This is a genomic window from Winslowiella toletana (genome assembly GCF_032164335.1).
Classification (GTDB): domain Bacteria; phylum Pseudomonadota; class Gammaproteobacteria; order Enterobacterales; family Enterobacteriaceae; genus Erwinia; species Erwinia toletana_A.
Window position 1 is genome coordinate 1,490,029 of sequence record NZ_CP134152.1, and the last position, 12,861, is coordinate 1,502,889.

Here is a 12,861-nt window from a genome sequence, read left to right on the forward strand (position 1 = left end):
GAAGGTTCCTTATTATCGGGTCGACTGCGCGTTCTTTTGTTCTAACGCCAGATTCAGCATAAAGACATTTACCGTTGCTTCGCCAGTAAATTTCAAAAGCGGCTGTTTGATGTGCTGTGCAATCAGCGCATCGACCTCTGCCAGCGGGATGTTACGCGCCTGTGCTACGCGCGCAGCCTGCCAGTATGCCGCAGCCGCTGAGATTTCGGGATCAAGGCCGCTGGCGGAAGCCGTCACCAAATCTGACGGTACCTCGCGGCTGGCCTGCGGATTAGCCGCGCGCAGTGCCGCAATGCGTTCGGCAAACAAGCGATCGAGCGCTGGATTACTGGCTGCCAGATTGCTACCCGCTGACGCCAGTGCATTATAAGGCGCGTCGGCGGTGGCGGATGGACGGCCCTGGAAATCTGCCGGCCGGGTAAATGCCTGACCGATTAACTCAGAACCGCGCGGCTGGCCTGACACCTCGATCAACGAGCCATTGGCCTGCCACGGGAAAATCGCCTGCGCCAGCCCGGTAACCAACAGCGGGTAAGCCGCACCGGTAATCAGTGAAAGCAGAATAAACACCAGCAGTGCCGGACGTAAAATGGACATAACGTTTCCTTAAACCAGACCGGTCATGGTTAATAGCAGATCGATAGCTTTGATACCGACAAACGGCACCAGAATACCGCCAGCGCCATAAATCCACAGATTGCGTCGCAGCAGTGCAGCCGCACCCAGCGGCCGATAGCTGACCCCTTTTAATGCCAGTGGGATGAGAAAGACGATAATCAGCGCATTAAACATCACTGCTGACAAAATCGCCGAGGCCGGAGAGTGCAGATGCATAATGTTCAGTGCATTCAGCTGTGGCCAGCTGACGGCAAACGCCGCCGGAATAATGGCAAAGTATTTTGCTACGTCATTGGCAATACTGAAGGTGGTCAGTGAACCGCGTGTCATCAGCATCTGTTTGCCAATATGCACCACTTCAATCAGTTTGGTGGGGTTGGAATCGAGGTCGACCATATTGCCCGCTTCTTTTGCCGCCTGCGTACCTGAGTTCATCGCCACCGCCACATCGGCTTGTGCCAGCGCGGGCGCATCATTGGTGCCGTCACCGGTCATCGCCACCAGCCGGCCTTCGGACTGATACTGACGAATCAGTGCCAGTTTGGCTTCCGGCGTAGCTTCTGACAAAAAGTCATCGACACCGGCTTCTGCGGCAATCGCGGCGGCGGTTAACGGGTTATCACCGGTGATCATCACGGTTTTAATCCCCATGGTGCGCAGTTCGGCAAAGCGCTCTTTTATCCCACCCTTCACAATATCTTTTAACGCTACCACCCCCAGCGCCACATTGCCTTCGGCAACCACCAGCGGCGTACCGCCGGTGCGTGCCACCTGTTCAACCAGCGTCATCACTTCAGGCTGGAACTGACCGCCGTTAGCCTCGACGTGGCGTTTAATCGCATCCACCGCACCTTTGCGAATCATGCGCTGCTGAATATTGACGCCGCTCATGCGGGTCTGGGCAGAGAAGGGCACAAAGGTCGCGTTCAGTGCGTGCAGATCGCGCTCGCGCAGGTTAAAGCGCTGTTTTGCCAGCACCACGATACTGCGGCCTTCCGGGGTTTCATCGGCCAGTGAAGCCAGCTGCGCGGCATCCGCCAGCTGTTGTTCGCTGACGCCAGGCGCGGTTAAAAATGCAGAGGCTTGGCGGTTACCCAGCGTGATGGTGCCGGTTTTATCCAGCAGCAGCACATTAATATCACCAGCGGCTTCCACCGCGCGGCCGCTGGTGGCAATAACGTTAGCGGCCAGCATCCGGCTCATCCCGGCGACACCAATTGCCGATAATAATCCGCCAATGGTGGTCGGAATCAGACAGACCAGCAGTGCAATCAGCACCGTAATACTGATCGGCTGACCGGCAAACCAGCTGTAAGGCCAGAGCGTGGCGGTGGCAAACAGAAACACCAGCGTCAGTGCTACCAGCAGAATAGTCAGGGAGATTTCGCTTGGCGTTTTGCGGCGTTTTGCTCCTTCAACCATGGCAATCATCCGGTCGAGGAAGGTTTCTCCTGGGTTAACGCTGCACTGAATAACCAGCCAGTCAGATAACACCCGCGTGCCGCCGGTTACCGAGGCAAAGTCACCGCCTGATTCTCGAATCACCGGCGCGGACTCGCCGGTAATCGCGCTTTCGTCTACCGAAGCGCCGCCTTCAAGCACTTCACCGTCGCAGGGAATAGTATCGCCCGCTGCGGCCAGCACGATATCGCCTTTACGCAGCGATTCTGCCGTAACGCGTTCGGCTGGTGCGTCGTGGCGTGCGGCTGACAATTTATTGGCCCAGCTGGTTTTCTTCATTCCCTTAAGCGCGTTAGCTTGCGCTTTACTGCGGCCTTCAGCTATCGCTTCCGCAAAGTTGGCAAACAGCACGGTAAACCACAGCCAGATGGCGATGACGGCGGTAAACCCGGCGTTGCCGCTGGCGTAACCTGACACAATCGACAGGGCGATCAGGCTGGTAATAATCGAGCCGAGATAGACGATAAACATCACCGGATTCCGCCACTGCACGCGGGGATCGCATTTTTTCAGCGCATCGACCAGCGCCTGACGCGTCATTGCCGCATCAAATAGAGGTTGTTGCTTGCGAGTCATAAACTGCTCCGGTACTTAATGAGTCAATTGAAGATGTTCAGCCACCGGGCCAATTGCCAGCACCGGGACAAACGTCAGCGCGGCAACCAGCAGAACGGTGCCGGTCAGCAATCCGATAAACAGTGCGCCGTGGCTCGGCAGAGTGCCGGTTCCGGCCGGCTGCGCTTTTTTCGCTACCAGTGAACCAGCAATCGCCAGCACCGGCAGAATAATGCCGAAGCGGCCAACAAACATGGCAAACGCCAGCAACAGGTTGTAGAACGGAGTATTGGCACTGAGCCCGGCAAAGGCGCTACCGTTGTTATTGGCAGCCGACGAGAGCGCATACAGCACTTCGCTAAAACCGTGCGGTCCAGGATTAAGGATGCCTGCGCGTCCGGCGTCGGTGGCAATCGCCAGTGCGCTGCCGATTAGCACCAGCGTGGGTGTAACCAGAATCGCCAGCGCGGTCATTTTGATCTCTTTGGTATCGATTTTTTTACCGAGGTACTCCGGCGATCGACCAATCATCAGCCCGGCAATAAATACCGCCAGCAAAACAAACAGCATCATGCCGTACAGGCCAGAGCCGACGCCGCCAAAAATCACTTCACCAATCTGCATCAGCAGCATTGGCACCATACCGCCGAGTGCGGTAAAGGAGTCATGCATGGCATTAACCGCACCACAGGAGGCGGCGGTAGTCACTACCGCATACAGTGTGGAACTGAGGATGCCAAAGCGCGCCTCTTTGCCTTCCATATTAAACGGCGAGGAAGCGCCAGCCGTAAGCAGGTGAGGATTGCCTTTTAGCTCGGCCCACATCACCACGCTGGCGGCGATAATAAACAGCAGCGTCATGGTGGCCAGCAGCGCATGGCCCTGGCGGCGGTCACGCACCGCTTCGCCAAAGGTGAAACAAAGCGCTGCCGGAATCAGCAGAATCGCCAGCATCTGCACAATGTTGGTCAGGGCATTGGGGTTTTCAAACGGATGAGCTGAGTTAGCGCCAAGGAAACCGCCGCCGTTAGTGCCCAGCAGCTTAATCGACTCCTGCGAAGCGATCGGCCCCATCGGTAAAGTCTGGCTCGATCCGGCCAGTGTATGAAGAGTCTGATAAGCGCTAAGGTTTTGCAGTACGCCCTGGCTGACAAAAAACAGCGCAAGGATTAATGACAGCGGCAGCAGCAGATAAAGAGTAATGCGTAACAGATCCTGCCAGGCGTTACCAAGGGTATCCACGCTTTGCCGTGAGAAAGCCCGAATCAGCACCAGCGCGACCGCAATACCGCTGGCGGCTGAAAGGAAGTTCTGCACCGTCAGGCCAACCATCTGACTAAAGTAGCTCAGGGTATTTTCGCCACTGTAGGCCTGCCAGTTGGTATTAGTGACAAAACTTATCGCCGTGTTAAGCGCCAGATGCCAGCTCATCGCCGGAAAGTGTTGCGGATTAAGCGGCAGGCGATCCTGCAACATCAGGATGGCGAACAGCACCAGTACGCCGAGCAGATTGATCGCGATAATCGCCCAAAAATAGCGAATCCAGCCCATCTCTTTCTGGCGGATACCACACAGCCACCACAGGCGGCGTTCAAAGCCAGCCCGCCACGGACCCGCGTGGCCATCAACCAATTTCACCATGCTTTTACCCAGTGGTTGCGCCAGTATCAGCAACAGCGCCACAAAGCTAAACAGTAACAGGCTTGCGGAGGCGGCCATCAGAACGCCTCCGCATTAATCAGGGCGTAAATCAGGTAGCCGGTCAGTAATGCAACCAGTAGCACGCCAGCGATAATCTCAACACTCACAGTACACCTCCGGGGTGTGATTCAGATAAGCGCAGAGTAATCATCGGCGTGCAAAGAAGGTGTATAGAAAGCAGGGCAGGATATAAAAAAAGTATAAAAATCGCCGCTGCGTTAACACTTTGTCGTTATTTGATAACAATTCTGTAACTCAATTACAGCGATAGCTAAAAACAGCGTATTTTTCGCCAAAAAAGTGGTCGGATCAGTAGTAAAATTACATCAGGCAGCGTATATTAATTGGACAGATTACATACAGAATTTATTTCAATTTCGGAGGCGTGGCCATGTATCAGAACTATTCACTGTATAAAGTTATTCTGCGTCGCGTAGCGGCTGTCATCATTGGTGTGCTGGCGCTGCCGGTGATGTTATTCCGTGAGGATCGTGCTCGTTTCTACAGCTATCTGCACCGATTCTGGAGCAAAACCAGCACCAAGCCGGTCTGGTTGGCTCAGTCAGAAGCTGCGGCCTGCGATTTCTATTAAGTTACCTCTCAGGCGGTGATTTCAACGCCGGCGCTGAGGGTTTACACCCTGCACGTCAACGGGAACTGAAAACAGATTCCCGATCTTAAATCCCGCATTTGCGGGATTTTTTATTTTTAGCTTCCCGCGTCAACGCTCTGCTGATTTCCGTTGAATCGCCTTCGCGATCGCCGTCACGGTAAAAAACTAATCACTGTGTGAAATTAATCAGTAAAACTGATGCCTCCCCTCTGCACGCGGATGTCGTGACGAGATAAAACAACCCGGACAGGACGTCTGAACTATGAGTGATTATTTTGCCGCCCGCCAGAACGACGCGCTGGTGCACACCAGCATGTTTGCCGAAATCACCAGCCTGCTGGTCGAAGGCGCGGCGTACGCCGCAGCCGGTGCCGCCGTGGCCGCCGCCGCCGCGGTTACCGCCCCGCTGGCCGGGGCCGGTGCGCTGGCCGCCGGGCTGGCGGCGGTCGGCTCCGGCTGCGTGCTCAGCGGCATTATCGGCGGCCTGCTGGCCAACCTCGCCGGGGTGACCTGTGACATCTCCCGCGCCGCCGACGGCATCAGCAGTTTCCTCTTTCCGCCGCGCCCCCTGCGGGCGCATCACCAGCGGCTCTCCCGACGTCTTTATCAACGGCCTGCCCGCCGCGCGTGCCGCCGGCAAACCGCGTCCGTCCGGCAGCCCGCAGGCGGTTGTGCAGCAGCCGCAGGACTTTTTTGACTACGGCGCGGCGCTGCTCGGCGCCGCCGGGCAGACGCTCAGCGGCTTCTGGCGGCCGGTTGAGGCCGAAGCGGAGGCCGCCGACCCGGCCCATCAGGACACTATCGGCTGCGACCGCCACCGCGGGCCGGACTGGCTCGCCGAGGGCTCGGACTCGGTGTTTATCAACGGACAGCCGGCGGTGCGCAGCGGCGACCGCACCACCTGCGGTGCGACCGTGGCCGCCGGCGCCTCGCCCGACGTGATTATCGGCGGCCGCGCCCGGGTGGTGCGGCAAATCCGCAGCGGCACCACCCCGTGGCTACTGCCGGCCGCGATGCTGCTGCCCCTGATGCGCGGGCGCCCCGGCGCGGTGCTGAAAAACCTGCCCTGCATGCTGTACCGCGCCGGCGGCGGCATGGCGGCGGACCTGCTGATAAACGCCGCCTTCGCCAGTCCGGACCCGGTGCACGCCGCCAGCGGCGCCAAGGTACTTAATGGCGACGACGACCTCGACTTCGTGCTGCCTGGCCGCCTGCCGCTGCGCTGGCAGCGCTGCTACAACAGCCGCTCGCGGACGGCCGGCATTTTCGGCCGCGGCTGGATGACCGCCTTCGACAGCCGCATCGAGCTGCGCGGCGACGACGCGCTGTGGCTGGACGAAACCGGGCGCGGGCTGCGCTTCACGCTGCCGCCGCCTGATGAGCCGCTGTTCAGCCGCGGCGATGGGCTAATTTTTCGCGCCGGACCGGGCGGCGCACTGGCGGTGGCCGACGACGGCGGCCTGTGGCGGCTGTACCGGCCACTGCGCGGCAACCCGGCGCGGCTGCGGCTGGCCTCGCTCAGCGACGAGTACGGCAACCGGCTGGAGTGCGAATACGACGACGACGAACGGCCGGTGCGCATCCGCGACGAGCCGGGGGCGGTTAACCTCACCCTGCACTACGATAGCCCGGACTTCCCGGCGCGCGTCACCGCCCTCAGCCATCACGACGGCGGGCGGCGGTGGCCGCTGGTGCGCTATGGCTACGACGCGGGCGGCCGGCTGGCCTCGGTGACCGACGCCGCCGGGGTGGCCACCCGCGGGTTTCGCTACGACGGGGCGGGCCTGATGGTCTGGCAGCGGCTGCCCGGCGGGCGCGAGTGCGAATACCGCTGGCGGCGGCACGACCACTGGCGGGTGGTCGCCGCCCGCAGCAGCGGCGGCGCGGCCTGCGAAATCAGCTACGACCTGCCCGCCGGGCTGACCACCGTCACCGGCGGTGACGGCGCGGTGCGCCGGCACAGGTGGGATCGGCAGCAGCAGGTCACCCACTATACCGACGCACGCGGCGAAAGCTGGCTGTTCACCCGCGACGACGACGGGCTGCTGACTCGGCTCATCGACCCCGCCGGCCACGCCACGCTGTACCGCTATGACGACGCGGGCAACCTGGTGGAGGAGGAGGATCCCGCCGGTCACGTGCGGGCGACGGAGTGGCTGGCGCACCGCGCGCTGCCGGCCAGCATCACCGACGCCGACGGCGGCGTCACCCGGCTGGCGTACGACGCGCACCACGGGCTGGCGGCGGTGACTGACGCCTGCGGGCAGACCACGCGCCTTGAGCGCGACGAGTACGGGCAAGTGGTGGCGGTGACGGACGCCAACGGCGGGATCAGCCGCCGGGACTACGATGACGCAGGGCAGCTGACGCGCGTCACCGACTGCACCGGCAGCAGCACGCGCTGGCGTTATCATTCGCGGGGCTGGCTGCAGGCTGAAATGCTCGCCGACGGCGAGGAGACCCGGCTGGAGTACGACGCGGCGGGCCGCCCGCTGCGGGTGAGCCGGGCGGAGGGGTGGCAGGAAAGCCGGGAGTACGACGCGCGCGGCCTGCTGAAAACGCTCACCGACGCCACCGGGAAGCGCCACCACTTCCGCCACGACGCCTGCGGCAGGCTGGTGGCCACCCGCAATCCGGAGGGGGGTGAGGTGCGGCGCGAGTACGACGCGCAGGGGCGGCTGGCGGCGCTGGTGAATGAGAACGGCGCGCGGCACCTTTTCCGCTGGCGGCCGGGCGGCCTGCCGGAGAGCGAAACCGCGCCGGACGGCGTCACCACCGCGTACCGCCACGACGCCGCCGGGCGGCTGGTTTCGCGAGCGCTGTCGGCGGAGGGCGCGGCGCCGCTCGCCGAGGAGTATGAGTACGATGCGCGCGGGCTGCTGGCCGCGCGGCACACCGCGGACGGCGTCACCCGCTTTGAGCACTCGCCGGGCGGGCGGCTGCTGCGCGCCGTCACGCACCCGCACGGCGGCGGGCCGCAGGCGTTGGGGCTGGAGTACGACCGCTGCGGCCGCACGGTCGCGGAGTGTGGGGAGAACGGCCGGGTGGAGTACGCCCACGATGCCGCGGGCAGCCGCACGGCGGTGACGCTGCCGGACGGGCGGCGGCTGAAAAACCTGTACTACGGCGGCGGGCACCTGCTCGGCATCGCGCTGGACGGCCTTGCGATAAGCGACTTTCGCCGCGACCCGCTGCACCGCGAGGTGAGCCGCAGCCAGGGGGCGCTGACCAGCCGCACGGCGTACGACCGGCACGGGCGGCTGCGCAGCCGCGAGCTGTTACGCGGCGGGCAGGTGCGCCCGGCGCCGCGCCAATGGTCGCGCAGCTGGCAGTATGACAACGCGCACCGGCCGGTGCGCGAGGAGCATGACGACAACCCGCACGCGTGGCGCAGCTGGCAATACGACGGCGCGGGGCGGCTGCTGGCCCAGGGCGGCGGGCTGGCGGACCATGAGCGCTGGCGGTGGGACGCGGCGTCCAACCCGGTCGACTCGGGCGCGGGGGCGGTTGCCGGCAACCGGGTCACGCAGCTGAACGGCGTGCGCTGGCGGTATGACGCGTACGGGCGGGTGGCGGAGAAGGTCAGCGGGCGCGAGCGCTGGCGCTACCGCTACGACGGGGAGCAGCGGCTGGCAGAGGTGGTGCACGACACCCGCGACGACCGGGGGTTGCGGCTTCACGTCGGCTTCCGCTACGACCCGCTGGGGCGGCGCGTCAGCAAAACCCGCTGGCGGCAGGATGCGTCGGGTGAAGTCTGCGGGGAGCCGCAGACCACGCGCTTCGTCTGGGAGGGGCTGCGGCTGCTGCAGGAAATTGAGGACGGGGTACCGCTGACTTACGTCTGGGCCGGGCCGGGAAGCTACGAGCCGCTGGCGCGGATTGACGGGGCGGAAAACCCGGCGGTTTACTGGTACCACTGCCGCCCGGACGGCACGCCGGAGGCGCTGACCGACGAGGCGGGCGCGGTGCGCTGGCGTGCGGGAAACGGCGCGTGGGGCAAGCTGCTGCGTGAGACGCGGCAGGACGCGCCGGACTTTGCGCAGAGCCTGCGAATGCAGGGGCAGTACCTCGACAGGGAAACCGGGCTTCACTACAATCTATTTCGCTACTACGATCCCGACTGCGCGCGGTTTACCCAGCCGGACCCGATTGGGTTGGCGGGCGGGCTGAATCTGTATCAGTATGCGCCGAATCCGCTAAGCTGGATTGATCCGCTTGGTCTAACAGGTTGGCAAATAGATGGTGATAGAACAACTGCTATTTTGCAAGGTGGTCCTTTTAAAGAGAAATATTATAGAGATGGACAAACTGGATTGTGGTGGTCTAAAGATACTACCGGTCATGGCGGATCTGCCTATAAAGTATTTAGAGAAACATCAACATCCTTAGAATGGATTGCTGACGCTGATAAACATGGTCAGTTCATACCTGATAAACATAAAGGTAATACAGGAAAAAGTATTCCTAAGAAAAGTTGCAATAGTATTACTATTAAATGAGCCAAAGACATGATAAATACAACATCTGAATTCATAAAGTTGAGAAATAGTGACATCCCTGCTGAATATAACAGGACTGGTATAGAAGAAGCACCCATTGATGTTTGGATGGAACTGATTGAAAACCATCCAGACATGAAAGTTTGGGTTGCAAGAAATAAGTCAATCCCTATGGAGATAATTAATATTCTTTCTCTTGATAACGATCCGGTAATTAGGGATGCTATATCCTCAAAATACCCTTTGGATATTGAGATTTATCAATTATTTTCTAAAGATGCAGACGAGGGAATTAGAGCAAAATTAACTTACAATAAAGGTTTGCCACTCTTTATTCTAAAGGATATGGCTAAAAACGACCCAAGCGAATTTGTAAGAACTGAAGCAAAGTCTAAATATGATAAACGAATGAAATAACTTCAAAGATAAGCCAAAAGAACCAGATTCTATGAACTGCGATACAAAAATGATGGTGAATTACAACCGACGCTGATAGTACGATCCGAACGGCGGACGCTTTACTCAACATGACCCTGTGGGGCTGGCGGGGGGATTAAACCTCTACGCCTACGCTCCAAACCCACTCAGTTGGATCGATCCACTGGGTTTAAGTTTTATAGATATTATTGGCGATGCAGCTCAGACAACTGGGAAAAAATATCAAGGGGCTGAGATTTATAAAATCACATCCAAAGTTAAAGTTGGTGATGTTACCTTTAAAAACGGAGATTATTTCTATTTGGATAATTTGCATAAAGATCATTATGAGACATTTTCTTCATTGGGTAAGTCTAAGGGTGTCTTTAATTTAGATGGCTCTTATAATGAGAGAAAATCCGGAAAAGCAGCTAAAAGAAAAGGGCCGGGGTGTTAGATGAATATTGTTCTTAAAGAAGAAATCCTTAAAAACAGAAATGATCTTATTGAGGGTACTTTTTGTTTCTCATTGTTTGAGGAAGCATTGTTCTATCCTTCTTTATTGGATGACTTGATTGATAACTCTATGCTATTTATAAAGGAGAACGGAAGTGATACAGAGGTAAAGGATTTTTTATCCTGGGTGGTTAATTGTGTTGATCAGTGTTTTTTATCACATAAAGATGAAGGTGATCTTTACACTATTAAGAACTATTCATCAGAAATAGAAAAAAATTGGATGAATGTATGGAAGCCAAAAATTAATGAGATAAATAATTAGATATGTTTCAAATAATATCTGAAAAGATCTTCCCGGCTTTTTTTAGCTGCCCGTTATGGCGATAGCATGTCCGGGGCAAAAGTGTACGTCGGGGCTGCCGGGTTAAGCAGCGGCTCCTTACGTGAAAAACCGCCCCTGAAAAGCTATCCCCATCAGTAAGTTAAGTGCAATGAACAACCCCGCCGCAAGCAGCGGGGTATCAAAACCACAGTCAACAGCGAGAGTTGAACGCCCCAAGGGGCGGGGAATTCGACCCTCAGAGATTAAAAAGTACGATGGCACCGGAATCATCCCTATGATCCGATTGGGCTGGGAGGTGGGTTAAACACATACGCCTACGCTCCAAACCCATTGAGCTGGATCGATCCGCTTGGGTTGAGTGGTGATAATGTATTTATACATTATACCGACAAGGCTGGTTTCGAGAGTATAATGAAAACGGGTGTTCTTGAAGCGAATGCTAAGGGCAAGGTTTATATAACGGATATATTAATGTCTCCAAAGGATGTTATGAGGGATATTCTTATCAATGATCCTAAGCACGTAGGAAGAGGAGATTATGCGATTATCTTTAAAGCAGACCCTGTTCAAATGGGCAACATAAAAGCCTCATCAGCCCTTGAATACATACATTCAGGCAGAATAAAATTGAATGACGTACTCTACTCAGGGAGCAACCCTTACTCGTTAACATCCAAAATGGAGTATGAAACTCGTAATAAACTAACTACGAATCAGATGAATGCAAGAGGTAAGTGTAGTGGCTGAGAATGAGAAAAAAATAAATATTACACAAGATGAGATTAGTGCGCTCAAAAAACTCATTATGTATATTAAGTTCTCTTGTGATGATGTCGAGTCATTACAATATGCTGGAAGTTATGCGATCAATAACTTCTTTGATAAGCTTATTGAGGCTGACTATCTTGGTGAGTATGAAAAGAAATTTTATAGTAAAAGAAATTTAGATAATGAAGTTATTGTAATGAGTAAAATCAAAGCACACGAAGATGAATCTATTAATAAAATGAGTGAAGACACATTGCAAGAAGTGTTTAAAGAGTGTCTTCATCCATTTAAGTCTGAGTGAATAACATTATTATGATCTTGTAATAAAAAAGAGAGGGTAAGCATAGAGTTGCTCTCTCATGTTTTTACATCCATTTAATATTGCTGTCAGTTTTAATAACCACCAGGTCGGGGATCTCGCTAATCTCCAGTGATGCCCGGTCAGGTCGATTTGCGTCAGTCAGTCCCCCGCCAGATACAGCTCACCGCTATCCCGCACCCAGTCCGCATTGAGTTGAGTGATATTTCTGTACTCAATAAGTCTGTGCTTAATTTACTATTTGATATTAAATAATTTTATACAGATAAAAACTATCATGGTAGGGCGATAGCATATGAACTATGATACAAAATACCTGACCCATTACGACCCCAATAGGCAGTGCGATCTGCAAATCGGGCGGTTTACGTAACAAGATCCGATTGGGCTGGCGGGCGGGCTGAATCTGTATCAGTATGCGCCGAATCCGCTAAGCTGGATTGATCCTTGGGGATTGACGGCTTGCTCAATTACGAGTCGAGTTAAAGAAGAATCGGCTCTATTGAAAGAAGCCCAGAAATTATCGCAAGATGAAAGTCGAGGGATTAATTCTCTCTTAGCACAGGTTCGTCAAGGAAATATGAATCCTGGCATAGGTACTAAAGTTTTTGATGGTATTACCGAATTCAGACACAGGAGCGGCGGACGTATTTATGCTATTGTGATTGGCAGTAAAGTTCAAATTATTGGTTATTCAGGAAAAGGTAATCAGCCTAAGGTGATTAATATAATTAAAGAAATATATAATGGGAGATTATAATAATGCATTCTAATAATTTTCAACTTGAAGTATGGCGTGAGTTCGGCAATTCTGAAGATATTGAATTCTATATATATTTTAATGGGGTGAGATTTTACGGATGGGCTTTTACTTTAAAAGGAGTAGAGGCAGTAATGAAAAAAGACAAAATTACTGATGAGAGTGCCGGAGGAAAGTATTTCTGGGCAGAGAACTTTATTATAATAGATGTTATCACAGAAGATTGCCTGAAGGCAGTGATTTCTGATCTAATCCGTTCAGACCCTGAAGTATTAGGGACGATTTTTTCAATTGTATAATTTATAACGTGAGTTGTAGGGGCAGAAATGATAATTATGCACCCTGTGA

Annotated in this window: 12 protein-coding genes and 3 pseudogenes; 11 read left to right on the forward strand and 4 right to left on the reverse strand. The window is 55.6% G+C overall.

Features of this window, described 5'->3' with window-relative positions; genetic code table 11:
• Nucleotides 1–12: 12 nt before the first annotated feature.
• From kdpC to kdpF, 4 genes are read right to left on the reverse strand one after another with little or no spacing between them, the layout of a single operon-like run.
• The gene (gene kdpC / locus RIN69_RS06960) at nucleotides 13–597 is read right to left on the reverse strand and encodes a potassium-transporting ATPase subunit KdpC (RefSeq protein ID WP_313856445.1); all 585 of its coding nucleotides are present in this window, start codon (nucleotides 595–597) and stop codon (nucleotides 13–15) included.
• A gap of 9 nt (nucleotides 598–606) precedes the next feature.
• Nucleotides 607–2,655, reverse strand: a complete 2,049-nt coding sequence (kdpB, locus tag RIN69_RS06965) for a potassium-transporting ATPase subunit KdpB (protein ID WP_313856446.1) — start codon at nucleotides 2,653–2,655, stop codon at nucleotides 607–609.
• A gap of 15 nt (nucleotides 2,656–2,670) precedes the next feature.
• Nucleotides 2,671–4,353: a potassium-transporting ATPase subunit KdpA gene (gene kdpA, locus RIN69_RS06970; protein WP_313856447.1), complete on the reverse strand. Its 1,683-nt coding sequence runs from the start codon at nucleotides 4,351–4,353 to the stop codon at nucleotides 2,671–2,673.
• Nucleotides 4,353–4,442 carry a K(+)-transporting ATPase subunit F gene (kdpF, locus tag RIN69_RS06975; RefSeq protein ID WP_313856449.1) on the reverse strand — a complete coding sequence of 30 codons (90 nt, stop codon included), beginning with the start codon at nucleotides 4,440–4,442 and terminating at the stop codon, nucleotides 4,353–4,355. Before kdpF ends, kdpA begins: the two co-directional genes overlap by 1 nt.
• Before the next feature lie 284 nt (nucleotides 4,443–4,726).
• Between kdpF and RIN69_RS06980 the strand changes: the two genes are divergently transcribed.
• The 11 genes and pseudogenes from RIN69_RS06980 to RIN69_RS07030 all read left to right on the forward strand — a co-directional run bounded on the left by RIN69_RS06980 (nucleotide 4,727) and on the right by RIN69_RS07030 (nucleotide 12,812).
• Nucleotides 4,727–4,927, forward strand: a complete 201-nt coding sequence (locus RIN69_RS06980) for a YbfA family protein (RefSeq protein ID WP_313856450.1) — start codon at nucleotides 4,727–4,729, stop codon at nucleotides 4,925–4,927.
• A 283-nt stretch (nucleotides 4,928–5,210) separates the two neighbouring features.
• Complete coding sequence (locus tag RIN69_RS06985) at nucleotides 5,211–5,645, forward strand: hypothetical protein (protein ID WP_313856451.1); 435 nt, start codon at nucleotides 5,211–5,213, stop codon at nucleotides 5,643–5,645.
• Nucleotides 5,620–9,447, forward strand: coding sequence for an RHS repeat-associated core domain-containing protein (locus RIN69_RS06990; protein ID WP_313856452.1), 3,828 nt, complete (start codon nucleotides 5,620–5,622; stop codon nucleotides 9,445–9,447). The genes RIN69_RS06985 and RIN69_RS06990 overlap by 26 nt, the downstream gene beginning before the upstream one ends.
• A gap of 9 nt (nucleotides 9,448–9,456) precedes the next feature.
• A complete protein-coding gene (locus RIN69_RS06995; protein ID WP_313856453.1) occupies nucleotides 9,457–9,864 on the forward strand; it encodes a hypothetical protein in 408 nt (135 codons plus the stop codon).
• 79 nt (nucleotides 9,865–9,943) lie between these two features.
• Nucleotides 9,944–10,060, forward strand: a pseudogene (locus tag RIN69_RS22910) (RHS repeat-associated core domain-containing protein); the annotation flags it as partial.
• A gap of 261 nt (nucleotides 10,061–10,321) precedes the next feature.
• On the forward strand, nucleotides 10,322–10,645 hold the full coding sequence (locus tag RIN69_RS07005) for a hypothetical protein (RefSeq protein WP_313856456.1): 324 nt from the start codon (nucleotides 10,322–10,324) through the stop codon (nucleotides 10,643–10,645).
• Between the two features lie 297 nt (nucleotides 10,646–10,942).
• A pseudogene (locus RIN69_RS07010) lies at nucleotides 10,943–11,413 on the forward strand (type IV secretion protein Rhs); the annotation flags it as partial.
• Nucleotides 11,406–11,735: a hypothetical protein gene (locus tag RIN69_RS07015; RefSeq protein WP_313856459.1), complete on the forward strand. Its 330-nt coding sequence runs from the start codon at nucleotides 11,406–11,408 to the stop codon at nucleotides 11,733–11,735. The pseudogene RIN69_RS07010 and the gene RIN69_RS07015, both read left to right, overlap by 8 nt.
• A gap of 370 nt (nucleotides 11,736–12,105) precedes the next feature.
• Nucleotides 12,106–12,220 (forward strand): annotated as a pseudogene (locus RIN69_RS07020) (RHS repeat-associated core domain-containing protein); the annotation flags it as partial.
• A 35-nt stretch (nucleotides 12,221–12,255) separates the two neighbouring features.
• Complete coding sequence (locus tag RIN69_RS07025; RefSeq protein WP_313857857.1) at nucleotides 12,256–12,513, forward strand: hypothetical protein; 258 nt, start codon at nucleotides 12,256–12,258, stop codon at nucleotides 12,511–12,513.
• Nucleotides 12,514–12,515: 2 nt separating this feature from the next.
• Complete coding sequence (locus RIN69_RS07030; RefSeq protein ID WP_313856460.1) at nucleotides 12,516–12,812, forward strand: hypothetical protein; 297 nt, start codon at nucleotides 12,516–12,518, stop codon at nucleotides 12,810–12,812.
• Nucleotides 12,813–12,861: the final 49 nt, after the last annotated feature.

Coding starts and splice junctions, on each gene's coding strand:
- kdpB (WP_313856446.1), bottom strand. CDS start 2,655: ATGACTCGCAAGCAACAACCTCTATTTGATGCGGCAATGACGCGTCAG.
- RIN69_RS06980 (WP_313856450.1), top strand. CDS start 4,727: ATGTATCAGAACTATTCACTGTATAAAGTTATTCTGCGTCGCGTAGCG.
- RIN69_RS07030 (WP_313856460.1), top strand. CDS start 12,516: ATGCATTCTAATAATTTTCAACTTGAAGTATGGCGTGAGTTCGGCAAT.
- RIN69_RS06985 (WP_313856451.1), top strand. CDS start 5,211: ATGAGTGATTATTTTGCCGCCCGCCAGAACGACGCGCTGGTGCACACC.
- kdpA (WP_313856447.1), bottom strand. CDS start 4,353: ATGGCCGCCTCCGCAAGCCTGTTACTGTTTAGCTTTGTGGCGCTGTTG.
- RIN69_RS07005 (WP_313856456.1), top strand. CDS start 10,322: ATGAATATTGTTCTTAAAGAAGAAATCCTTAAAAACAGAAATGATCTT.
- RIN69_RS06995 (WP_313856453.1), top strand. CDS start 9,457: ATGATAAATACAACATCTGAATTCATAAAGTTGAGAAATAGTGACATC.
- kdpC (WP_313856445.1), bottom strand. CDS start 597: ATGTCCATTTTACGTCCGGCACTGCTGGTGTTTATTCTGCTTTCACTG.